Annotated in this window: 18 protein-coding genes and 3 pseudogenes; 10 read left to right on the forward strand and 11 right to left on the reverse strand. The window is 63.0% G+C overall.

Going from position 1 to position 21632, the window contains the following annotated elements:
- Positions 1-127: 127 nt before the first annotated feature.
- The 3 genes from NA637_RS13935 (at position 128) to NA637_RS13945 (ending at position 7081) form a co-directional block, all read left to right on the forward strand.
- Positions 128-1000: a helix-turn-helix transcriptional regulator gene (locus NA637_RS13935; protein WP_256073029.1), complete on the forward strand. Its 873-nt coding sequence runs from the start codon at positions 128-130 to the stop codon at positions 998-1000.
- Between the two features lie 1192 nt (positions 1001-2192).
- Positions 2193-3428 carry an exonuclease SbcCD subunit D C-terminal domain-containing protein gene (locus tag NA637_RS13940; protein ID WP_256073030.1) on the forward strand — a complete coding sequence of 412 codons (1236 nt, stop codon included), beginning with the start codon at positions 2193-2195 and terminating at the stop codon, positions 3426-3428.
- Positions 3425-7081 carry an AAA family ATPase gene (locus NA637_RS13945; RefSeq protein WP_256073031.1) on the forward strand — a complete coding sequence of 1219 codons (3657 nt, stop codon included), beginning with the start codon at positions 3425-3427 and terminating at the stop codon, positions 7079-7081. Before NA637_RS13940 ends, NA637_RS13945 begins: the two co-directional genes overlap by 4 nt.
- A gap of 3 nt (positions 7082-7084) precedes the next feature.
- On the opposite strand, the gene NA637_RS13950 is transcribed toward NA637_RS13945, so the two are convergent.
- Positions 7085-7330, reverse strand: coding sequence for a hypothetical protein (locus tag NA637_RS13950; protein WP_256073032.1), 246 nt, complete (start codon positions 7328-7330; stop codon positions 7085-7087).
- Between the two features lie 16 nt (positions 7331-7346).
- Here NA637_RS13950 and NA637_RS13955 point away from each other — a divergent pair, with 16 nt between their 5' ends.
- Positions 7347-8108, forward strand: coding sequence for a phytanoyl-CoA dioxygenase family protein (locus NA637_RS13955; RefSeq protein WP_256073033.1), 762 nt, complete (start codon positions 7347-7349; stop codon positions 8106-8108).
- A 121-nt stretch (positions 8109-8229) separates the two neighbouring features.
- Positions 8230-8679 carry a cyanase gene (gene cynS / locus NA637_RS13960; protein ID WP_256073034.1) on the forward strand — a complete coding sequence of 150 codons (450 nt, stop codon included), beginning with the start codon at positions 8230-8232 and terminating at the stop codon, positions 8677-8679.
- A 131-nt stretch (positions 8680-8810) separates the two neighbouring features.
- Here cynS and NA637_RS13965 read toward each other — a convergent pair whose 3' ends face one another.
- On the reverse strand, positions 8811-9491 hold the full coding sequence (locus tag NA637_RS13965; RefSeq protein WP_256073035.1) for a c-type cytochrome: 681 nt from the start codon (positions 9489-9491) through the stop codon (positions 8811-8813).
- A 357-nt stretch (positions 9492-9848) separates the two neighbouring features.
- Here NA637_RS13965 and NA637_RS13970 point away from each other — a divergent pair, with 357 nt between their 5' ends.
- Together NA637_RS13970 and NA637_RS13975 are read left to right on the forward strand one after the other, a co-directional pair.
- Positions 9849-10331, forward strand: a complete 483-nt coding sequence (locus NA637_RS13970; RefSeq protein ID WP_256073036.1) for an acyl-CoA thioesterase — start codon at positions 9849-9851, stop codon at positions 10329-10331.
- Positions 10332-10493: 162 nt separating this feature from the next.
- Positions 10494-10835, forward strand: coding sequence for a zinc ribbon domain-containing protein YjdM (locus tag NA637_RS13975; RefSeq protein WP_256073037.1), 342 nt, complete (start codon positions 10494-10496; stop codon positions 10833-10835).
- Between the two features lie 483 nt (positions 10836-11318).
- Here the strand turns inward: NA637_RS13975 and speA are convergent, their stop codons facing one another.
- The 3 genes and pseudogenes from speA to rhuM form a co-directional block, all read right to left on the reverse strand.
- Positions 11319-13232, reverse strand: coding sequence for an arginine decarboxylase (gene speA, locus NA637_RS13980; protein ID WP_256073038.1), 1914 nt, complete (start codon positions 13230-13232; stop codon positions 11319-11321).
- Between the two features lie 121 nt (positions 13233-13353).
- Positions 13354-13725 carry a translation initiation factor Sui1 gene (locus NA637_RS13985; RefSeq protein WP_256073047.1) on the reverse strand — a complete coding sequence of 124 codons (372 nt, stop codon included), beginning with the start codon at positions 13723-13725 and terminating at the stop codon, positions 13354-13356.
- A gap of 195 nt (positions 13726-13920) precedes the next feature.
- Positions 13921-14124, reverse strand: a pseudogene (rhuM, locus tag NA637_RS13990) (RhuM family protein); the annotation flags it as partial.
- Positions 14125-14631: 507 nt separating this feature from the next.
- Here rhuM and NA637_RS13995 point away from each other — a divergent pair.
- From NA637_RS13995 to NA637_RS14005, 3 genes and pseudogenes are all read left to right on the forward strand, one after another.
- The gene (locus tag NA637_RS13995) at positions 14632-15855 is read left to right on the forward strand and encodes a glycosyltransferase (protein WP_256073039.1); all 1224 of its coding nucleotides are present in this window, start codon (positions 14632-14634) and stop codon (positions 15853-15855) included.
- A 624-nt stretch (positions 15856-16479) separates the two neighbouring features.
- Positions 16480-16656 (forward strand): annotated as a pseudogene (locus tag NA637_RS14000) (YeeE/YedE thiosulfate transporter family protein); the annotation flags it as partial.
- Positions 16657-16805: 149 nt separating this feature from the next.
- The gene (locus NA637_RS14005) at positions 16806-18008 is read left to right on the forward strand and encodes a Fic family protein (RefSeq protein ID WP_256073040.1); all 1203 of its coding nucleotides are present in this window, start codon (positions 16806-16808) and stop codon (positions 18006-18008) included.
- 70 nt (positions 18009-18078) lie between these two features.
- On the opposite strand, the gene NA637_RS14010 is transcribed toward NA637_RS14005, so the two are convergent.
- The 6 genes and pseudogenes from NA637_RS14010 to NA637_RS14035 all read right to left on the reverse strand — a co-directional run.
- The gene (locus NA637_RS14010; protein ID WP_256073041.1) at positions 18079-19128 is read right to left on the reverse strand and encodes a Fic family protein; all 1050 of its coding nucleotides are present in this window, start codon (positions 19126-19128) and stop codon (positions 18079-18081) included.
- A 394-nt stretch (positions 19129-19522) separates the two neighbouring features.
- Positions 19523-19684 carry a hypothetical protein gene (locus NA637_RS14015; RefSeq protein ID WP_423836730.1) on the reverse strand — a complete coding sequence of 54 codons (162 nt, stop codon included), beginning with the start codon at positions 19682-19684 and terminating at the stop codon, positions 19523-19525.
- Positions 19685-20149 carry a helix-turn-helix domain-containing protein gene (locus NA637_RS14020; RefSeq protein WP_256073042.1) on the reverse strand — a complete coding sequence of 155 codons (465 nt, stop codon included), beginning with the start codon at positions 20147-20149 and terminating at the stop codon, positions 19685-19687.
- Positions 20150-20325: 176 nt separating this feature from the next.
- Entirely contained in the window at positions 20326-20601 is a 276-nt protein-coding gene (locus NA637_RS14025; RefSeq protein WP_256073043.1) for a type II toxin-antitoxin system RelE/ParE family toxin, read from the reverse strand.
- The gene (locus NA637_RS14030) at positions 20592-20873 is read right to left on the reverse strand and encodes a CopG family ribbon-helix-helix protein (RefSeq protein ID WP_256073044.1); all 282 of its coding nucleotides are present in this window, start codon (positions 20871-20873) and stop codon (positions 20592-20594) included. The genes NA637_RS14025 and NA637_RS14030 overlap by 10 nt, the downstream gene beginning before the upstream one ends.
- Before the next feature lie 173 nt (positions 20874-21046).
- Positions 21047-21632: pseudogene (locus tag NA637_RS14035) on the reverse strand (hypothetical protein); the annotation flags it as partial.

Genomic DNA, 21632 nt, shown 5'->3' on the forward strand with positions numbered 1-21632 from the left:
TCAATAACAGGCTCATGGCGTTCCTCTATCTGCTTGCTTGAAGTACGCCTTGAATATATGTAGCTTCGCACGACACGTCGAGCCACCCGATAGTCGCACGTAAAGATTTCCAACAGATGGGACGCGCATGAAACGCAAGCAATCGATCAGTCAGGTTCGCTGGGATCTGGCACTGCGGTACCGCCTGATCGAGACGATTGCCTGGTGGGAAGGCCGCCTGACCACGGGTCACCTGATGCAGAGTTTCGGCATCAGCCGGCAGCAAGCGTCGAAGGACATCAACACCTACCTGAACGACCATGCGCCGGAAAACCTTACATATGACCGCCATCTGAAAGGCTACAAGCCGAGCCCGCAGTTCGAGCCGCTGTTCATCGATGGCAGCGCCAGCGCCTACCTGCACCTGCTGGATCAGAACCGCGACCGCGCCCCGCACATCGAAGGCCTGGCGCTGGCTTACGCGCACACCGAAGTGCTGCACATGCCTGACCGCAGCATCCGGCCCGAGGTGCTGCGACCAATTCTCAAGGCCTGCCGCGAAGGGCTGCGACTGGAAACCGAGTACGTCTCCCTGGCCCACCCGGATGTCGAAATCCGCGTGATGGCGCCGCATACCCTGGTGTTCACCGGCACCCGCTGGCATGTGCGCGCCTATTGCGAGAAGAACCGTGGCTTCCGCGACTTCGTGCTCAGTCGCTTCCGTGGTGAACCGGACCTGATGGATGAAAGCGAGCACAGGCTCGAGCAGGACGAAGCCTGGAGCACGCCGGTGGATGTGGTCATCGAGCCGGATGTACGCCTCAGTGCGGAGCAAAAATCCATCATCGAAACCGACTACGGCATGCAGGACGGCGAGCTGCGCATCGCCACCCGCGGGGCGTTGGTGCAATACGTATTGCAGCGCTATCAGATCGATCCCAACACCGTACAGGCGAATGCGGCCGCTCAGCAGATTCAGGTAAGGAACCTGCAGGGGCTGAAGGGGTGGTTGTACACATGACCATTGCCTGCCGCCGCCTCCCCTGTAGCGGCGAATTCACTCGCCCGCCCTCCTCCATTAGGCCGATTGCGAGTGAAGCGCCTGTTGATTGGGCAACGCACTGGCCCGTCGCTTTTCGTAGGAGCGAGCTTGCTCGCGATCCGGCGTCGGAGGCACAACTAGATTTAGTAGACAAAGCGCATAAGGTGGCCCGCACCTCAGGTTTCGCCCTGCTGGGCGAGTCCCTTTTGGCAGTTGCCGGATGGCCGGCCCCGCCCAAAGGAACCAAAAGGTCTTGCCCCTGCACCGGACTAGGCGTCCCCGGTTCGCTTCGCTCGACTCCCCTCATTCCATCCACACTCCGGGGGCCGGCGTACAAGGGCCATCCCTGGCCCTTTACGCCTCTCGCGGCATCCATGCCGCTCGCGCCCCTCCGCGCGGATTCCATTCGGCCTCCTGAAAGGGGCGTTCGGAGTCGTCTGCTGGTTCGCTCGCCAGCAAACAAGCACAGCGTGCTTGTTCGGCTCTTCGTAAATTTACAGGCAACTCGGACCCAATCCCCCTTCAAGAGGCCGAGCGTGGGCGCTGCGCAGGGGGACGCAAGGCATGGATGCCGAGGGAGGACCTGGCCCTTGTACGCCGGCCCCCGCAGCTTCGTAGGATGGAAAACTGCGAAGCATTTTCCACCACGATCGATACCACAATTGATATCGGACCTTGCCCACCAAAAGCGGTGGGTAAGCTTCGCGTTACCCACCCTACGATCTCTTGAAGATCGCAAAACCGGTTCGTTACACAGGCCATCAGACACCACCAAATCGCCCCTTTCAGGAGGCCGAGCGCAGGTGGCGCGTAAGGGGTTGAGCGGCATGGATGCCGCGAGAGCCGTGATTGGCCATGGATGGCCCTTCGCGGCGTGCCCCTGGAGCGTTACCGGAGTGAGGGAAGTCGAGCGCAGCGAGACCCGGATGCAGGGGCAAGACCTTTTGGTTCCTTTTGGGGCGACTGCCAAAAGGGACTCGCCCAGCAGGGCGAAACCAATGCCTCAGCCAACATCGGCAATCGGGCGCCCCCAACGAAGCGAAAGCCAAATAGCTTCGCGAGCAATGACTCGGGGCGCCACTCGCCCCAATAATCCTACCCTGAGTTCCATGCCCAGACGTTCGCATCCAGTCGCGCCCCACCGCACCTTCAACCAAAAAAGACCCCTCGTATGCGCCTGATCCACACCTCCGACTGGCACCTCGGCCAGACCCTCCACGGCCAGGACCGCGACTATGAACACGCGCAGTTCCTTGCCTGGCTGCTCGGCCAGCTGACCGAACATCAGCCCGACGCCCTGCTCATCGCCGGCGACATCTTCGACACGGTCAACCCGCCGCTCAAGGCCCAGGAACGCCTCTACGACTTCATCGTCCGCGCCCACGCAAAGCTCCCGCAGCTGGATATCGTGATGATCGCCGGCAACCACGATTCCGGCGGGCGCATCGAATTGCCCGGGCCATTGATGCGGCGCCTGAACGCCCACGCCATCGGCCGCATCAACTGGCTGGCGGACCATCAGCTCGATCATGGTCGGCTGCTGGTGCCGCTGCACGATGCCAAGGGCGAAGTGGCGGGCTGGTGCCTGGCCCTGCCCTTTCTGCGCCCGGCAGAAGTGACCGGCGGTGAGGCGGGCGAAGACTACATGGCTGGCATCCGCCAGGTGCATCAGCACCTGATCGCCGCAGCCGAAGCGCAGCGCCAGCCCGGCCAGGCGCTGATCGCCATGAGCCATGCCCACATGGCGGGCGGCGCGGTCTCGGAGGATTCCGAGCGCAACATCGTCATCGGCAATGCCGAGGCGCTGCCCGCCAGCCTGTTCCCCGAGCCCATCGCCTATGTCGCCCTCGGCCACCTGCACAAGCCGCAGAAGGTCGCCGGGCAGGCGCGCATCCGCTACAGCGGCTCGCCCTTGCCGCTGTCGTTCGGCGAGATCAATTACCCGCATCAGGTGCTGCTGGTGAACTTCGACGGTGATCAGCTCGCCAGCGTCGAGGCACTACCCGTGCCCCGCGCCGTGGAGATGATCCGCATCGGCCGGGCGCCCTTGGCCGACGTCATCGGCCAGCTCGAAGCCCTGCCGGCGGCAGGCCTGTTCGCCGAGAACCTGCCCTGGCTGGAAGTGCGCGTGCAGCTCGACGAGCCGCTGCCGGACCTGCGCCAGCGCATCGAAACTGCCATTGCTGGCAAAGCCTGCCGGCTGGTGCGCATCGCCAGTGAATATGCAGGAAAACGCGGTGAGGCCGACTCGGAGGTGTTGCTTGGCCTCGACCAGATCACCCCGCAGGAACTCTTCGCCCGCGCCTGGGAGGAACAGTTCGGCAATCCGCCGGATGAGCAGGCACTGGACGACTTCGCCAGCCTGCTGCAAGGCGTCGAGTTCGAAGGTGAAGGAGACGCCCGATGAAGATTCTCGCCATTCGCCTGAAGAACCTTGCCTCGCTGGCGGGCGAGCAGGTCATCGACTTCAGCGCCGAACCCCTGGCCAGCGCCGGCCTGTTCGCCATCACCGGGCCTACCGGTGCCGGCAAGAGCACCATTCTCGATGCGCTGTGCCTGGCGCTGTTCGGCAGTACGCCACGGCTCGACAGCGTTTCACCGCAGAACAAGGTCCCCGACGGCAGCGACGAGATCGGCAGCGGCGACGAGCGCAACCTGCTGCGCCGGGGCTGTGGCAGCGGCTACGCGGAAGTGGATTTCGTCGGTGTGGATGGCCACCGCTACCGCGCCCGCTGGGAGGTCAAGCGCGCCCGCGAGAAGATCGACGGGCGTTTGCAGGCCAGCAACCAGAGCCTGCTCGACCTGGACCGCGACCAGCTGTTGGCCAGTGGCAAGAAGCGCGAATTCAGGGAACTGCTCGAAGCCAGGCTCGGCCTGACCCTGCCCCAGTTCACCCGCGCCGTGTTGCTGGCGCAGAGCGAGTTTTCCGCCTTTCTCAAGGCCGACGACAACGACCGCGGCACCCTGCTGGAAAAGCTCACCGACACCGGCCTCTACAGCCGCCTCGGCCAGGCGGCCTTCGAGGCCGCCAAGCGCACCCGCGAAACGCTCACCGCGCTGCAACAGCAGGCCGGCGGCGTGCAGCCACTGGAACCCGAAGCGCGCCAGGCGCTGGAAGCCCAGCACCAGACGCAACTGGCCGAACTCAAGGCGCTGCAACAACAGCTCGAAACACTGAAACAGCAGCGCCAATGGCTGCAGGACCTGGCCCGCTTGCAAGGCGAACGCGACACCGCCCGGCAACAGCTGAGCGATGCTGAAACCGAGCACGAGAAACTGGCCGATGCCCGCCGCATCCTCGGGCTGTTCGAGCTGCTGGCGCCGCAACGGCATCGTTTCATTCGCGAGCAGGCGCTGGCACCGCTGCTGACCAAGGTCGAAGAGAACCTGGCTCGCCATGGTCGCGAGCACAGCGCAGTGCAGCAGCGGCTCGACGAGCTGGAGCAGCTCTGCAAGACATCGACCGAGGCGTTGAAAGCAGCGGAGCAGGCGCGCAAATCTGCCGAACCCCGGCTGGTTCAGGCGCGCCGGGAAGAAGAACGCCTGAGCCACCTGACCAATGACCTGGGTGACGCGCGGCGGCAAACCGAACACGCCGAAGCCGCGAGCAAGGCCGGCGAACAGACCCTCGCTCAGCTGCGACAGCAACAGGAAAAAGCCGCTACCCAACTGGCGGCCTTGACCGAAGGGCTCGCCCGCAGCACCGAGTTGCAGCCGTTGTGCGCCGCCTGGAATGGCTACCGGCCTCGCCTGCAGCAGGCCGTGCAGATCGCGGCGCACCTGCAACAGGGCCGCCTGGAACTCCCCGCTCTGGAAACGACTGCCAGGACCGCCGAGGCCGCACAGCTGCAGGCACGCCAGGCACTCGACGAACTACAGACCGGGATCGGCGGCGCAACGGGCCTGGCCGACCAGCTCGCGCAACTGAACATGCAGCTCGACGTTTGGCGCGACGCCCAGCGCGAAGGCGAAACCCTGCTCGGGCTCTGGTCCCGCCAGCAGCAGCTGACAGATCAGCAGCGCACGTTGCGCCATGAGCAGAGCCGCCAGCAGCAGGAGCTTGACGCTCTGACCCAAGCCGGCACGCTCGCTCGCACTGAACGGGACGAAGCGGAAAAGGCGCTCAATGTGGTGCAGGCCCTGCTGGAGCGCCAGCGTCTGGCTCGCAGCGCCAATGTCGAGGCCTTGCGCGCGGCGCTGGCCCCCGGCGAGCCGTGCAGCGTCTGCGGCAGCCTCGAGCATCCCTGGCATGACGGCAAGGCGTTGCTCGCCGCCCTCGACCAGGGCGACGAGCGCGAAGCCGAGCAGGCCCAGCTGCAGCTGAAACGTCACGACGAGAAGCTCCAGACACTGCGCGACCAGCACATCGCCCTGACCACGGGCATCAAACAGAACGCGCAGCGACACGCGGAAATCGCCGATGAACTGGCGAAGCTGGAGCCGCAACTGACCGCCCTGCCCCTGTATGCCGAGCTGCTGAAAACAGCGGAAACCGAGCGCCAGTCGTGGCTGGACAGGAAACTCGCCACACTCAAAACCGAGATCACCGCAGCCAACGCCCGCCAGCGCGAACTGCTGGCGCTGCAGCAGCGCAGCGAAACCCTGCACAGCGCCTGGCAACGTGCGCGCGACGCCTGTGTCCAGGCGACTCAGGCCCTCACCGGCCAGCGCGACGCCATCGCCCGCGATGAGGAGCGACTGGACCAAGAGCTGGCCGAATTCGCCAGCCTGCTGCCGGCCGCCCTGCTCAGCCGCTGGCGCGAGACACCGGGCGAAACCTTCATGCAGCTCGACAGCCAGGTCGAGGCCCGACGCCAGCAGCTCGACCAACAGACCGAGCTCGCCGAAGAGCAGCAGCAGCGCCGGAGCGCACTGGAGCGCGAGCAGTTGCAGCAACAGCATCGTCTCGACCAGCACAAGACCTGCGCCGCCCGCCTCGGCGAACTCGAAGCCCGCGAGCTGGCCTGTCGCCAGAGCCTGCGCGACAGCCTCGGCGAGCAGCCCAGCGCCGGAGCCTGGCAGCAGCAACTGGAGCACGCGATCCAGACTGCTCGCCAGCAACAGGCCGACATCGACCGGCAACTCAACGAGGCGCGCGTCGAGCTGACCCGGCTTGCCAGCGAGCAGCAGAACTGCGCCGGGCGCCGCGACGAACTGCTGGCCGAACGCAAGTCTCTCAGCGAAGAACTTGCCGCCTGGCGCGCCATGCAGCCTGATCTGGACGATGCAACCCTCACCCAGTTGCTGCAACTGGACGATGCCCTGCTCGCCGGAGCCCGCGAACGCCTGCGCGCCAACACCGAACTGCTCGCCCGCAGCCGCGAACGGCTGGACGGCTGCACGCAGCGGCTGGCCGCGCATCAGGCCGGACAGCCCGATGCGCCGGATGGCGAAACCCTGAAACGCCAGTACGCGGCGCAGGAAATCAGCTGCAACGCGGCCGAGCAACGCAGCGCCGAAACCCGCGCGGCGCTGCTCGACGATGACCGGCGGCGCAACCAGAGCCAATCCTTGCTCGAACAGATCGCCGCAGCCACCACCGAAAGCCAGCGCTGGGGCCGTATCGCCGCGCTGATCGGCTCCAGCGATGGCGGCGCCTTCCGCAAGATCGCCCAGGCCTACAACCTCGACCTCCTGGTGCAGCACGCCAACGTGCAATTGCGCCAGCTGGCCCGCCGTTATCGACTCAAGCGCGGCGGCAGCCCGCTGGGGTTACTGGTGATGGACACCGAGATGGGCGACGAGCTGCGCTCGGTGCATTCACTTTCCGGCGGCGAGACCTTCCTCGTCTCGCTGGCCTTGGCGCTGGGACTGGCCTCGATGGCGTCGAGCAAGCTCAAAATCGAATCGCTGTTCATCGACGAAGGCTTCGGCAGCCTCGATCCGGAATCCCTGCAGATCGCCATGGACGCGCTGGATTCGCTACAGGCTCAGGGCCGCAAGGTGGCCGTGATCTCACACGTGGCAGAGATGCATGAGCGCATCCCGGTGCAGATTCAGGTGCAGCGACAGGGCAACGGTCAGAGCGGGTTGAGGATCGTCGGCGGAGCGGGCGTCTAGCACTCAGGCGACCGTGACGACCTTGGGCAGCAGCTTCGCTGTCATGCGAGGCTGGCAGGCTGTTGAAAAACGGCCGGCCAGAAGCGAACCCGGCAACCGCCGCTTGTGGCTGCGCGCCGGGGTTCGCCCAGGAAAGGCTGAAACGGGCTCAGCGCTTGTGGCCGCGTGCCTGCTGCGACGACAGGTCATCACCCGCGCCGGCAGGATACGAACCCACGCTTTCAACAAACTGTCGATAACGCTGAACATCACTGAATCCACCGCCATGTCACCCAGCCGCAGCACCGCCGAGCAGTTACAGGCCATGCACGAGCAGGGCTTCGTTCTGCTGCGCCAGGTGCTGCAGCCGCCGCAGGTCGAGGCTGTGCGAACGGCCATCGATCGCCTCGAACCCATCCACTGGGACTACCAGGGCCTGGTCGATGACCACTACACATGCGTCTTTAACCGTGATCCGTTCTGGCTGCCCCTGCTCGATCCTCCTGGTGTGATCGAGTTGGCCGAAGCCTGTCTCGGCACGGATTGCCATGTCATCGGCCAGACTGCCTGGCGCAGCCATCCGGGTTTCGTGGGCGGTGAATTGCATGCCGATTACCTCGCCATGGAGCTGCCCGAGCACTGTTTGCACGATCCCGCTTTCGAGCTGCCGATGCAGGTCTGCACGGCGCACCTCTACCTCGACCGGATCGATGCAGACCTCTGCCCTACCTTGGTGATACCCGGTAGCCACCGGTCCGGTCGCAAACCACACACGGGTGAAATCCACTGGCAGGGTCGCGAGCCACAGCCTGTGCTCTGCGAAGCCGGTGACGTGCTGCTGTTTCGCAGCGACCTCTGGCACGCCGGTAGCCGCAATCGCACGGCCGACCGCAGCCGCTACCTGCTGCAGGTGCATTACGGCCGCCGCATGGTGGCGCAGAAGTTTTCGCCCTGCCTGCAATGGCGGTTCAACCCGGATGTGATCGCCGCTGCCACGCCGAGGCAGCGGCGTCTGCTCGGCGAGCATGATCCGTCGGAATACGATTGAGTTGGATGGATATGGCGCGGCCAGCCCGATAGGCAACCGACTGGCACATCCTCTGCATCGGAGTGTGCGTCCAGCCGCAACAGGCGGCTCGCTCACTGCAGTCGAAGAGGAGGAACCCGCAATGATTTCCTGCCGTAGCCAAGTGACCCAGATGATCGTTTCTGCCAAGGTCCGCAAGAACCTGAAATGGACTCAGGTCGCACAATCAATAGGCATGTCCAAGGAATGGACCACCGCCGGCTGCCTGGGTCAGATGGCCTTCGACAAGGCTCAGGCAGAAACCCTGGGCAAGCTGTTCGAGCTGCCGGACGAAGCCGTCGCCTGGCTACAGATCGCGCCCTATAAAGGGTCACTGCCCACCTCCGTGCCCACCGATCCGCTCATTTATCGGTGGTACGAGCTGGTCAACGTCTACGGCAGCACCATCAAGGAGCTGATCCACGAAGAATTCGGCGACGGCATCATGAGTGCCATCGATTTCTCCATGGACATCCAACGCCAGCCGGATCCCAAGGGTGACCGGGTCAACGTCGTCCTGTCGGGCAAGTTCCTGCCGTACAAGAGCTATTGATCAGCGGGTACGAATCTCTCCACGCGCCAGGCTCTCGACCTTGTTGCCCATCGGATCGCTTGCCCCGAGATAGGCGCCGCGCACCCGCACGCAACCGAGCAGGTATATTGATGGAGCCGTTGCGGATGAGATCAGCGCGTATTTGATCCGAGCAGTTGCGCGGCAGCTTGCTGCTCCTGCTGTTCACTCAGCTGCAATTGCGTCAGATAGGCAGCCAAGGCCTCTATGTCGGCCTCGGACAGCTGGCCAGCGATGCCGATCATCACTGAACCGGCTCGGCTCGGGTCATTACTGCGGAAACGGCCGAGGGCCTTGCGGATGTATTCATCAGGCTGGCCGGCCAATCGCGGCATGGTCTGCTTGCCCTGCGCATGGTTGCCGTGACAGGTGGTACAGGTGCGCTGAAACAGTGCTCCGCCACGCTGGACCAGCGCCGCGTCCGACGCAGCGGCAGCAGGCTCGACCTTCTGCTGACTGAAGTAGACGGCTATGTTGACGCGATCTTCGAGCGACAAGCTTTTCGCCAGTTTCGACATCACAAAATCGACGCGCTCGCCCTTGGCGAACTTTTCGAAGGAATCGAACAGATAGATCGGATTCTGCGAAGCCAGATTGGGAATATGCGGGCGCTTGCTGTTGCCCTTTTCGCCATGGCAGTAACCGCAGAAGAGCGCGCGTTCTTGGCCGGCCGCATACGCCTGCTGGCGCCGGGCCGCCTCGCCCATTACGTGCTGAAAGCGCTCCATCGCCTCTTCGCTGGCATGGGCGAAGGGAACAAGGCAACTGAGCAGAAGGAGGCTGAATAAACGCATGGCAAGTCCGGCGCTGAGGGGTGATGAGGCGTGTATCGCAGCCTCCGGACTATAGGGAGAAAAACCGTCGCGATACTGGCGCAGGTCAATAAAGCCGCACACCACCGCACTGGATTGCCAGGCCCGAGCAGCTGTTCACACAACATCTGCGCGCTTCACAATGCGCGGCGCAACGGGCCGGCACGAGCGACCATGCTGCGCACGGCTCACCCATGGACGACGAGGCAACAGCAGCCTGCGCGCTCTTGCCACATTGACCACCCGAAAAAAAACGGCTGATGGCGCAAACTTCCGGGCCACAGCCGTCTCGTATTCGACTAAAGTAGCAGCCCTTTTTGCCAGCACGAGCCGCGCAACATGCTTGATGGACATGCCGAACTGACCATGACCGTATTGATGACCCCGGACAAGGCCAACTTTTCCGGCAACGTACATGGCGGCACGCTGTTGAAATATCTGGACGAAGTCGCCTACGCCTGCGCCAGCCGCTATGCCGGCCAATACGTGGTGACCCTGTCGGTGGATCAGGTGAATTTCCGCCAACCGGTGCATGTCGGCGAACTGGTGACCTTTCTCGCCTCGGTCAACTACGTCGGCAACACCTCGATGGAAATCGGCATCAAGGTAATCACCGAAGACATCCGGCAGAAAACGGTTCGTCATACCAATAGTTGCTTCTTCACCATGGTGGCGGTTGGTGAAGACGGCCGCCCCGCCCCGGTGCCTCCGCTGGAGCCAAAAACACCCGACCAGAAGCGTCGTTTCGCCCAGGCCCAGCAGCGCAGACAGATTCGCCGGGAGCTGGAAGAGCGCTACCGCGCGCTCAAAGACGGTTACTGAGCCCTGCTCTGCTGGCTGCCAACGTCCGCCTTCATTCGCTCAGGCGGAGCGGCCAGCGATTCTCGTTCGGTTCGCGAGCTTCCACGTCCTGGCGCACCCACCCGCGAGCCGCTAAAACCCTATACAATCCGCGGTTTTTCGCACCGCCAATGAGGATCCGCCGTGAGCGCTTTGCCAGCCTGCCCCCAATGCAACTCCGAATACACCTATGAAGACGGCCAGATGCTGGTCTGCCCGGAGTGCGGCCACGAGTGGTCGGCCAATGCTGCAGAGTCCTCTGGCGAAGACGAAAAGGTGATCAAGGATTCGGTGGGCAACACCCTGCAGGACGGCGACACCATCACCGTGATCAAGGACCTCAAGGTCAAGGGCTCTTCGCTGGTGGTGAAGGTGGGCACCAAGGTCAAGAACATCCGCCTGGTTGACGGCGACCACGACATCGACTGCAAGATCGACGGCATCGGTGCGATGAAGCTGAAGTCGGAGTTCGTCAGAAAGGTTTGATCCCAGCCCGCCCGATCGAGGCGCGCGGCGTTCGCGCGAGCTTTACGGAACGGCCCATGGCCGCGAATGGCCCCGCACCGATGGCGAAATAACGCTTCGCGGGCATGGCCCGCCCCACGGCGGTGTCCGGGCCCTGTGTAGGAACGGCCCATGGCCGCGAATAGAGCCAGCACCGATGGCGAAATAACGCTTCGCGGGCATGGCCCGCCCCACGGCGGTGTCCCGGCCCTGTGTAGGAACGGCCCATGGCCGCGAATGGCCCGCACCGAGGGCGAAATGACGCTTCGCGGACATGGCCCGCCCCACAGCGGTGTCCGGGCCCTGTGTAGGAACGGCCCATGGCCGCGAAGGGGGCCGCATCGATGGTTGAAATAACGCTTCGCGGGCATGGCCCGCCCCACGGCGGTGCCGGCCCGCTCTAAAAAAACGGGACCGTTCGCCCCACGCAGAAGCGTGCGAACGGACATCACCTTCCAGCCAACCTCAAGGCGTGAGATAGGAAGACCGTGTCAGCCCCAGCCGCAACGCATCGATGTACTGGGTGCGTTCCTTGGCGCTGAGCCGTGCACTGGAGACCTTGTCGCGGTAATAGGTCATCAGCTCTTCGGGCGACAGGTGCACGTAGCGCAACATGTCTTCGATGGTGTCATGGGTCTCGATGCCGGCGTGGTAGAAGCTGCCATCCTCGCGCTGATAGACGTTGACCGAATCGGTATCGCCGAACAGGTTGTGCATGTCGCCGAGAATTTCCTGGTAGGCGCCCACCAGGAACACCCCGAGGAAGTATTCCTCTCCTGCCTGGATCTCATGCACCGGCATGCTGTTCTCGATGCTCTGCTCATCCACGTAGTGCTTGATCTTGCCGTCGGAGTCGCAGGTCAGGTCCTGCAGCACGGCGCGGCGCACCGGCTCTTCAGTCAGCCGCTGCAGCGGCACGATCGGCAGGATCTGGTCGATCGCCCAGGTGTCCGGCAGGCTCTGGAACACCGAGAAGTTGCAGATGTACTTGTCCGCCAACTTGTCGTTGAGCTCATCGAGCACGGCGCGGTGCGAGCGCTGGCGCGCCTTGAGCTGGTTGTACAGACGGCGACAGATGGCGAAGTAGCTCTGCTCGGCCAGCGCCTTCTGCGCCAGGGACAACTTGCCGGACGCGTACTGCGCCGCCGCCTCGCTCATGTAATGGGTGGCACGCCAGTAGGTTTCGGTGACCATCTCCGGATCGGTCGGCCCGAGCAGATCGGCCAGCGCCTGGACGATATCCGGCAGCTCGTCGTGGTTCTCGATGGTCGGCGCTTCGTCGTTGTGCCGTTCGAAGTCGGTGACCTGCATGACCAACACCGCATGGTGCGCGGTCATCGCCCGGCCGCTTTCGGAAAAGATGTGCGGGTGCGGCAGCTCCTGCCGGTCGCAGAACTCCTTGAGCATCCCGACCACGGTGCCGGCGTATTCGTCGATGTCATAGTTGATCGAGCTGGCGTTGCGCGAGTGCGTGCCATCGTAGTCGACCCCAAGCCCGCCACCCACATCGATATGATCGACCGGCAACCCGAGCGCCCGCAGTTCGGCGTAATAACGGATGGCTTCGCGAAAGCCCTCACGGTAATCGGCCAGGTTGGCAATCTGCGAGCCCATGTGGAAGTGCAGCAGCCGCACGCCCTGCTCGACCCCCGCCGCGCGGAAACGCTCGATAACGGTCAGCAGCTGCGCGGCGGACAGGCCGAACTTGGATTTCTCACCGCCGGTATCGGCCCATTTGCTCGACGCCAGCGACGACAGCCGTACCCGCAAACCGACTTGCGGCAGGATCTTGAGCTCTGCCGCCTCCTCGATCACCATGCCCACTTCGGACATCTTCTCGATGACGATGAACACGTTGTGGCCAAGCTTCTGCCCCATCAACGCCAGGCGGATGAACTCGCGGTCCTTGTAGCCGTTGCAGACGATGGTGCCGCCCTTCGGCGCCAGCGCCAGCACGGCCATCAGCTCGGGCTTGGAGCCCGCTTCGAGGCCGATCGAAACATTCTGCGTGGCGATGATGTTCTCGATCACCGCCTCTTGCTGGTTGACCTTGATCGGGTACAGCGCGGTGTACCTGCTCTGGTATTCCAGGCGCTCGATATTGGCATCGAAGGCACCGGTCAAATGACGCACTCGGTCCTGAAGAATGTCCGGGAAGCGCACCAGCAGCGGCAGGGTCAGCCCAGCGTCGCGTAGCTGCTCGATCAGCCCGGTGAATTCAACGGCCGCGCCATTGGGGCCTTGCGGGCGCACCTCGACATGACCGTCGTCACTGATCGAAAAATACCCTGCACCCCAGTGGCGAATGCCATAGACGCTACGGCTATCCGCTGCGGTCCATTGGCTGCCGTCATCTTTACGTGTGCGTCTTACAGGCATCTAGGCCTCCTGCGAAATGGGATGAGTCTGTCGAGCATGGAGCGGCAACCGGGCTGTCCGAGTTGGACAGCCGGCGTGTCCGGAAATAAGCGCACGCGCCTGATTGGAACAGATCAGGCGGTCAACCGCCCGATTTCTTGGCCTTGAATCCGCGCTTGATCAGTTCGTCGATGAGCAATTGAACATGGTCGCCCTGGATCTCGATCACGCCTTCCTTGAGTGCGCCGCCGGTACCGCAGCGGCGCTTGAGCGCACTGGCCAGTTCCTTGAGTTCAGCTTCAGCAAGGGGAACGCCGGATATGGTCGTTACCGTCTTGCCGCCCCGCCCTTTGCTTTCCCGGCGGACGCGCGCGATGCCATCACCCTCCGGCACTGCGGATTGCTGGCAAATGCACGCCGTCAACGGCTGGCTGCAATCCGGGCAGTGGCGCCCCGCGTCGGTGGAAAAGACCAGACCGCCAAGGCCGGAAAGGGACGTGGTTTTCTTGGCCACACACAACCTCTTGAAGACAGTAATCGGCGCAGCAAGGCTCAGCGCCATAAAGCCGAACAATTTAACAGCAAAACCAACGCACTCGAAGGGCTGCGCAGCGCTTTGCTGCAAACGCCGCCGAATAGCTCGACATTGCGGCACCCGCTTCCCGTCCACCGCCAATTGCAGAATCAGCTCGCGCAGTTTCTTGATGTACTTGACTGGCCATTGCCGGAAGCGGGTGCCTTGTTTCGAGTTGACCCGATAGCCAACCGAGAGAATGACATCCAGGTTGAAGAACTCGACCTGATAGGTTTTTCCATCAGCAGCAGTTGTTGCATTTTTTGCAACAACTGCCTGGCGCTCCAGTGTGACGTTGACGACGCCACCTTCGCTTTCATAGATGGCGATTTCGCTCATGATTCACCTCCTTGTGCAATTGCCGGCGTGATGAATTTGCTGCAGATATCCCGCTCGGACAGAGACCACTTGTCCATGCGCCAAGCCTAAAACGATACCAATACGGATCCCCCAAGCAGAGGCTACTTGTGTCCCGCAGACCGCTGGGAGAAGCGATGAGGGCTCAATGAAAGAACGCAGTGGAGCCCACTGGAATGCACTGGACCCTACCTGGCTTGGCAATGGCAATGGCAATGGCCACAATAACTTTCTGCCATCAGCGGGTAAAGCTATGACGTCTGCCGCCCTTACGCCGGACTGAATCGGTGCCTTTGCTGCGCCCAAGCGGCGAGCCGCTGCTGGATAGGCATACCCCGGTTCCGTACAATCTGCGCGGCTCGGGTTGACTGAACGCTCACGGCAGTCTCCTTTGTCCAGTTTCAGCCAGCGCAAGAGCAGCGATGCGTCGCGGGCCTTAGTGGCTACCTTGCTGCGTTTGAAAAGTTGTTATGGAAGACGGAGCACCTATTGAAAATATTATTCGTACACCAGAATTTTCCCGGGCAGTTCAAGCACTTGTTCGCCTACTGCCGCAATCGGGGCGATGTCGTGGTGGCACTGGGGGAAAAGCAGGCGAGCGCGACCGCCGACGCGAACGTCGCCCGGTACGAGCTGACACGCGGCAACACGCCGGGCATTCACCCCTGGGCCCAGGAATTCGAGTCCAAGGTCATCCGCGCAGAAGCCGCCGCTCAGGCCGCCCAGCGCTTGAAAGAAAGCGGCTTCGAGCCCGAGGTGATCCTCGCGCACCCCGGCTGGGGCGAAGCGCTGCTGCTCAAGGCGATCTTTCCAAAGGCCAAACTCATTTGCCTGATGGAGTACTTCTACCGGCCGGAAGGGTTCGATCTGGGCTTCGACCCGGAGTTCTCCCGCCCCGGCATCGAAGAACAGGCACGGCTGCTCGGCAAGAACGCCAATCTGCTGCTGGCCATGCAAGCGATGGACTACGGTGTGTCGCCGACGCCTTTCCAGGCATCGAGCATGCCTGCCTGGATCGAGAGCAAGCTGCGTGTCATCCACGAGGGTGTCGACACGGCCTTGTGCAAACCCGACGCGCAGGCGCTGATCGAGCTTCCGGATCGGGGCGTGAGCGTCCGCTCCGGCGACGAAGTGCTGACATTCGTGGTGCGCAATCTCGAGCCGGTGCGCGGTTACCACATCTTCATGCGCGCGCTGCCGGAGATCATGGCGCGCAGGCCCAACCTGAAGGTGTTCATCGTCGGGGGCGATGGCGTCAGCTATGGCAGCCGGCCTGAAAGCGGCTCGTACCGGGCCCGTTATCTTTCGGAGGTGGCCGCAAGGCTGGACCCCAAGCGGGTCTTCTTCCTGGGCCGGGTGCCACACAGCGTGTTCGTACGCCTGATGCAGGTGACCCGCTGCCATGTGTACCTCACCTACCCCTTCGTGCTCGGCTGGTCGATGCTCGAGGCCATGAGCTGCGCAGCGCTGGTCGTGGGCTCCCGAACGGCGCCGGTCACCGACGTGATCGAGGATCAGCACAACGGGCTGCTGGTGGATTTCTTCGATACCGAAGGGCTGGCGGCAAACGTATGCGAAGTCCTGGACAACCCCAAGGCCTTCGAGCCCCTGCGCCGGCGCGCGCGGGAAACGGTGCTGCAACGCTTTGATCTGGAAACCGTGAGCCTGCCGGCCTATGCGCAGCTGCTCGACGAATGCGTCAGCTCTCCATAGCCTCGATCTACAGCCCCGATCTACCTATCGGGGCTATGTAGGCTCGGCACTGTCGTAGGCTCGGCACTGTCGAGTGCCAGTGACTGCCTCGAATGGTGGTACCCGGTAACCCGATATCCAAGCCTTCTCGGTCAGCTCTTTGCTCGCCAAAACCGCGCCACACCTGGCGCTGCGCCCACGGCACCACCGCCAGCCGTCACCACCGCAGTACCAGCAGCCATTCCAGACCTGCTGCCGCTAAATTTCGCCCTCCAGGGGCTGCGAGTCCAGCTGGGCTAGCGCCACTACTTTTTGCGGGTCAACCAAACAGCCATTGCTGAATCATCCAGCGCGTACTCGCCCCTGTTCGATTTCCTCCTACGAAGAGCAGAAGCACGAGTCCGTGCAGGCGCCAGCTTGCTGGCGATCGCCACCCCGCGGAATCCGAGGATCGCGGGCATGGCCCGCTCCTACATGCGTGGACAGGCGCTGGCAGGAGCGGCCCATGGCCGCGAAGCGAACCGATGATACATTAGGTGTTGCGGCATGGCCTGTTCACATGGTCGGCGCGGTTATCCCAACGAACGATGCGGCATCAGGCTGCGCGCTGCGCGGCCAACAGCGTATTCTGCGCCCGGGCGATCGGGCATCCTGCCGGGCATGGCCGCAGCCTGCTTCGGCATCTTCGCCGCCATCCACCTGGGCGTGGCGCCGAAGATCTTCTGGATGGGTCCCAACACGGTCATCGGCGGCGGGCTCTTCGGCATCGGCATCGTCCTTGCGGGCGGCTGCGAAGCCGGTTGGATGTTCCGCGCAATTGAAGCGGCGTCCGTCACCCTGACCAAAAGCACACCCATTGACACCCATTTCGCCGCGATGCGACCCGCCGTGCGGCGAATACTGACCCTTAGCCCCGCATGATGTGCGGAGAATAACTTGCGAATGCGGAGATTGCGGTTCATAACCTCCGCATGAATAGCGGCGATTACAACTATATCTGGCAGTCCAATGACTGGCCGAACTGGCACTTCGACCTGGCGGCACTGGCTGGGCCTATGGCCGAAGCCAGTCGCGCCCAAGGGTTGCTGATGGGCCGTCTGGCCGACGTGGGGATGGCCCTGCGCGATCAGGCGAGCCTGGCGGCACTGACCGAGGACGTGGTCAAGACCAGCGAGATCGAGGGCGAGCAGCTCAACGTCGAATCCGTGCGCTCTTCCATCGCCCGCAGGCTGGGCGTGGACATCGGCGCGCTTGCGCCGGTCGATCGGCACGTCGAGGGCGTGGTCGAGATGGTGCTGGATGCCACGGCCAACTGCCAGGCACCGGTAACACGGGAGCGGTTGTTCGGCTGGCATGCCGCACTGTTTCCCACCGGCTACTCCGGACTCTCCAAAATCAAGGTCGGCGCCTGGCGTGACGATGCCAGCGGACCGATGCAGGTGGTGTCCGGACCCATCGGCCGCCAGCGTGTGCATTTCGAAGCACCGCCCGCTGATCGCCTTGAGGCCGAAACCAGCCGCCTCCTCGACTGGGTGAATGGCGCGTCGAACGAGCCGCCACTGCTCAAGGCCGGCCTCGGCCATCTGTGGTTCGTCACTCTGCACCCGTTCGACGATGGCAATGGCCGTATCGCCCGCGCCATCGGTGACCTGCTGCTGGCACGCGCCGACGGCAGCCCGCAACGCTTTTACAGTTTGTCCGCGCAGATCCAGCGCGAACGCAAGGCCTACTACGACATCCTGGAGCAGACCCAGAGAAATTTGCCGGGAGCAAATTTTCGCACCAGCCCCGCAGGGTGCAGGCACAGGGATGTGCCTGACAAACCGTCGCTGGACGTCACCGAGTGGCTCGCCTGGTTCCTCGACACGCTCCATCGCGCTGTCGACCAGGCGCAGCACACACTCGACGCCGTGCTGGCCAAGACGCGGTTCTGGCAGCGCTGGGCGACCACGCCGCTGAACGAGCGGCAGGTGAAGTTGCTGAACAAGCTGCTCGACGGCTTCGAAGGCAAGCTCACCAGCAGCAAGTGGGCGGCCATCGCCAAGTGCTCGCCGGACACGGCCCTGCGCGACATCAACGATCTGCTTGCGCGGGGTGTCTTGCGGAAATCGGATGCGGGCGGGCGTAGCACAAGCTATGTATTGGATGATGCCCCAATGGGGGAGCGCCCATGAAAAAGGACGTCAACGACGATGAGACTGCCACCTTCAGCTCATCCGAGAAGCTCATTCTGGATCCAGTTCCTCAGCGCAGGCCGTACCAGACTCCACGACCACTGCCGTGCTGATCAAGCGTGCCGCGTTCGACCAGTACCCGGAAATGCTGCTTCAGCGTGTTGCGGCTGGCCCCGGTCAGCTTGATGGCCTCGCCGATGGTGACGCGACCATGCGCGCGGGCGAACTCGACGATCTGCAGCTGCAGTTCCGGCATGGCCGCCAACACGATCTTCTCGCGCTCGACCTTCTTTTCCAGGCGCCGAACCTGCTCGGCCAGGCAGCGCAGGAAGAACACCAGCCACGGTTGCCAGTTCGGTGCCTCGGTGCGGATCGTGCCCTGCGTCTGCCGCAAGGCGAGGTAGTAGGCTTCCTTGCTCTGCTCGACCACGCTCTCCAGCGAGCTGTACGGCACGTAGACATAACCGGCCTGCAAAAGCAGCAGCGTGGTCAACACCCGGGAGAGCCGCCCGTTGCCATCCTGGAAGGGATGGACTTCCAGAAACACGACGATGCACAAAGCGATGATCAGCAACGGATGCAGACGGGCCGTCTCGCGCTCCTGGTTCACCCAGGCCACCAGCTCCGTCATCAGGCGGGGCGTGTCGAAGGGTGATGCGGTCTGAAACACGATGCCAATCTGTTTGCCGGTTTCGTCGAAGGCGGCGACGCTGTTCGAGTTGGTCTTGTAGTTGCCACGATGCCAGGTGTCCTTCTCGCTGTAGCGCAGCAGGATCTGGTGCAACTGTTTGATGTGGTTCTCGGTGAAGGGGATGTCCTGCCAGTTTGATCCCACCAGGTCCATCAGCTCGGCGTAGCCGGCCACCTCCTGCTCGTCGCGGGTGGCGAAGGACTTGATCTCCAGATTCGACAGCAGTTGCTCCACCTCGCGGTCGGACAGCTTGCTGCCCTCGATGCGGGTCGATGAGCCGATGCTCTCGATGGTGGCCACGCGACGCAGGGCCGACAGCTGATCGGGCGCAAGCGTGCCCAGCGCGCGCCAGGCGCCCTTGAACTCATCGATCCTGGCGATGATGCCCAGGATCTCCGAGGTGATCTGAATGGTGTCGGTTCTCAGCATGAACCAATACTACACCCATTTACACCCAATTCGAGAATGCATCCATCAAGACGCTCATTAACACCAATTGGCGCAGTTGGGCGTTTGCGGAGGATGACTGACCTATTCGCTGCAGAAGATGCGGTGAATGGGCTTCTGCAAGGAGATCGCTTGGCTCACGGGCGGAACAGCGCCTTCATGGACGCCTGCCAACTCATTCGGGAAGGAGACCAGGATGGACGTCGTTCACCTCAACCAAAAGCAACTGGCCGCCCGAAAAAGCCTGCCGGTAGGCCCTTGGGCCGTGGGCGATCAAGCAGGTTTTTCGCCCTGATTGGTGACCGGAAAGGTTGCTCAACCTCATCTGCTTTCCGGGACGGGTTCAATTCCGGAACGGGAATCGAACCCGCGTCCGTCAGATCGCCACCTTCCACTCGCGCAACTGGCCGACGGTCTGTGTCATGTCCGTCCAACGCGCCCGGTACAGATCGGTCAGCGCCAGGCGCATCAGCAGGTCGCGCAACGGTGCCGGGTAGAGCACGCACGCGTCGTAGATGACGGTGAAGTTCGAACTCATTCATTCGTATCCCATCTTGAGCGCCTGGGCTTGCTCGGCCAGTGCATCGAGGGCCTTGCTGCGCTCAGCATCGATCCGCTCCTTGTACGCGATCACGTCCTGGTAGCGGACGCGACGGTGCGTGCCGATCTTGTGGAACGGGATCTCGCCGCGCTCCAGCAACTGCACGAGGAACGGTCGCGAAACGTTGAGCACGTCCGCTGCGTCCTGGGTCGTCAGCTCGGCGTGGATCGGGATGATGCTGACCGCGTTGCCCTCACCGATTTCGGTCAGGACATCTACCAGCAGCCGCAGCGCCGACACCGGGACGCGAACCGGATGGGACGCGCCCTTGTCGTCGAAGATCTCGATCTGCTGGGTTTCCGCGCGGGTCTGCAAGAAGGCGGACAGCGCCCGGCCGCTCTCGCGGGCAATGGCAACTTCTTCGGCCGTCGGCAACGAATGGGTGGGAGAGCCTGTGGTCATGGCAGCCTCCTCGGAGCTTCAGACAGCATCATGGGAGGCAGTATAGCCGAAACAAACGAATAGTCGAAATATCCGAAACGAGATGGCCTTGCCTGCCCATCAACAAAGTGGGTGTCCTTTTGTTTGCGCACAAAAAACGAGCTCCGGCGCGGCCGTGCATGAAACGTCAACAGGCCCTAGCGATCGTCGCGGGTATGCCACAGGCGTAGTAGATAGATGGTGGAATCCGTTATCTCGTAGCGCATCTCGTAATGGCCGACCAGCAACCGCCGCACGTCACGCGCCTTGAACTCTTCCAACTGCTCGCCGAGACGCGGGTTCGTCAGCAGAGTGGTCGGGGCAGCCGTGAGCTGCTGCACCGTTCGTGCCGCTGCGGGCTGATTCACTGGCGCAATGAACTCGTAAAGGCGTGCCAGATCGGATAGGGCCTTGCTCGTCCACTTCAATTCCATCTGAGTGGCACCGGCAGCGGGGTATCGGTGTTCAGACTGTCGGCCCAAGCCTGAACGGCCTGATGGTCAATGACATGACCGGCGTCCACATCGGCCAGAGCCTCACGGGTCAGGCGGCTGCGCTCCTCTTCCTGGTCGAGCCAGGCAGCCAGGGCTTGCTTGACGATCCAGTTCCTGGAGCGTTCCAGACGATCGGCAATTTCATCGACTCGCTCGGCCAGTTCTACAGGGACGTGGGCGGTAACGGTACGGGTCTTGGAGGTGGTGGCCATCATGATTTCCTCTGCTGCAAGGCGATTCAATGTTAATCATATTAATTACCAGGAATCGTCAAGCGGCGCTGCCCAGGCTTCTGTGGCCCACCCTTCGCGAACTGAAGCCGGAGCGCCGGCCCGTCGCTCCCGCAGCCCCCTCACCCCTCACAAGCGCGCAGCGAGCTCACCCATCACTCAACCGTCACGCTCTTGGCCAGGTTGCGGGGCTTGTCCAGATCCGTACCCTTGACCAGCACGACGTGATAGGCCAGCAGTTGCAGCGCCACCAGCCTGAAGGCATCCACGGCGCGCCAGTTGCCCGGCACGCCGAAATAGTTGGTGACGCCTCGAAGAACGGCGTTGAGGTATTTGCCTTGATCGGCAACCGGGATTGCCCGGTTGTCGAACAGCCATTTCCGCAACTGCTTGAGCTTGACTCGTTGTCGTTTGGCGATGGTGACACGTTTGACCGTGAATCTTCCGTCGCTCCGTCGTCGGCTGCACAGGTGAGTGAAGCCCAGGAACATGAAGCTCTCGGGTTTCCCTGCGCCGCGGGCCTTGCGGTTGTTGTGCGCGAAGCGGCCGAATTCCAGCAGACGCGTCTTGTCGGGATGGAGTTTGAGGCCGAATCGCTCCAGCCGTTGCGCCAGTTCCCGATGGAAACGTGCTGCATCGTCGCGGTATGGGAAGCAGAGCACGGCGTCGTTCACGTAACGGACAATGTAGCCTTCGCCCCTGGCGTTGTCTCTTCTCCAGCGATCCCTGCCTGCACCAGGG

The sequence above is a fragment of the Stutzerimonas stutzeri genome (assembly GCF_024448935.1).
Lineage (GTDB): Bacteria > Pseudomonadota > Gammaproteobacteria > Pseudomonadales > Pseudomonadaceae > Stutzerimonas > Stutzerimonas stutzeri_AO.

Bases quoted from the DNA above. Each gene is read 5' to 3' on its own strand.
- NA637_RS13935 (WP_256073029.1), top strand. From the start codon at position 128: ATGAAACGCAAGCAATCGATCAGTCAGGTTCGCTGGGATCTGGCACTG.
- NA637_RS13940 (WP_256073030.1), top strand. From the start codon at position 2,193: ATGCGCCTGATCCACACCTCCGACTGGCACCTCGGCCAGACCCTCCAC.
- NA637_RS13945 (WP_256073031.1), top strand. From the start codon at position 3,425: ATGAAGATTCTCGCCATTCGCCTGAAGAACCTTGCCTCGCTGGCGGGC.
- NA637_RS13950 (WP_256073032.1), bottom strand. From the start codon at position 7,330: ATGTTCAGCGTTATCGACAGTTTGTTGAAAGCGTGGGTTCGTATCCTG.
- NA637_RS13955 (WP_256073033.1), top strand. From the start codon at position 7,347: ATGTCACCCAGCCGCAGCACCGCCGAGCAGTTACAGGCCATGCACGAG.
- cynS (WP_256073034.1), top strand. From the start codon at position 8,230: ATGATTTCCTGCCGTAGCCAAGTGACCCAGATGATCGTTTCTGCCAAG.
- NA637_RS13965 (WP_256073035.1), bottom strand. From the start codon at position 9,491: ATGCGTTTATTCAGCCTCCTTCTGCTCAGTTGCCTTGTTCCCTTCGCC.
- NA637_RS13970 (WP_256073036.1), top strand. From the start codon at position 9,849: ATGCTTGATGGACATGCCGAACTGACCATGACCGTATTGATGACCCCG.
- speA (WP_256073038.1), bottom strand. From the start codon at position 13,232: ATGCCTGTAAGACGCACACGTAAAGATGACGGCAGCCAATGGACCGCA.
- NA637_RS14005 (WP_256073040.1), top strand. From the start codon at position 16,806: ATGAATAGCGGCGATTACAACTATATCTGGCAGTCCAATGACTGGCCG.
- NA637_RS14010 (WP_256073041.1), bottom strand. From the start codon at position 19,128: ATGCTGAGAACCGACACCATTCAGATCACCTCGGAGATCCTGGGCATC.
- NA637_RS14015 (WP_423836730.1), bottom strand. From the start codon at position 19,684: ATGAGTTCGAACTTCACCGTCATCTACGACGCGTGCGTGCTCTACCCG.
- NA637_RS14020 (WP_256073042.1), bottom strand. From the start codon at position 20,149: ATGACCACAGGCTCTCCCACCCATTCGTTGCCGACGGCCGAAGAAGTT.
- NA637_RS14025 (WP_256073043.1), bottom strand. From the start codon at position 20,601: ATGGAATTGAAGTGGACGAGCAAGGCCCTATCCGATCTGGCACGCCTT.
- NA637_RS14030 (WP_256073044.1), bottom strand. From the start codon at position 20,873: ATGGCCACCACCTCCAAGACCCGTACCGTTACCGCCCACGTCCCTGTA.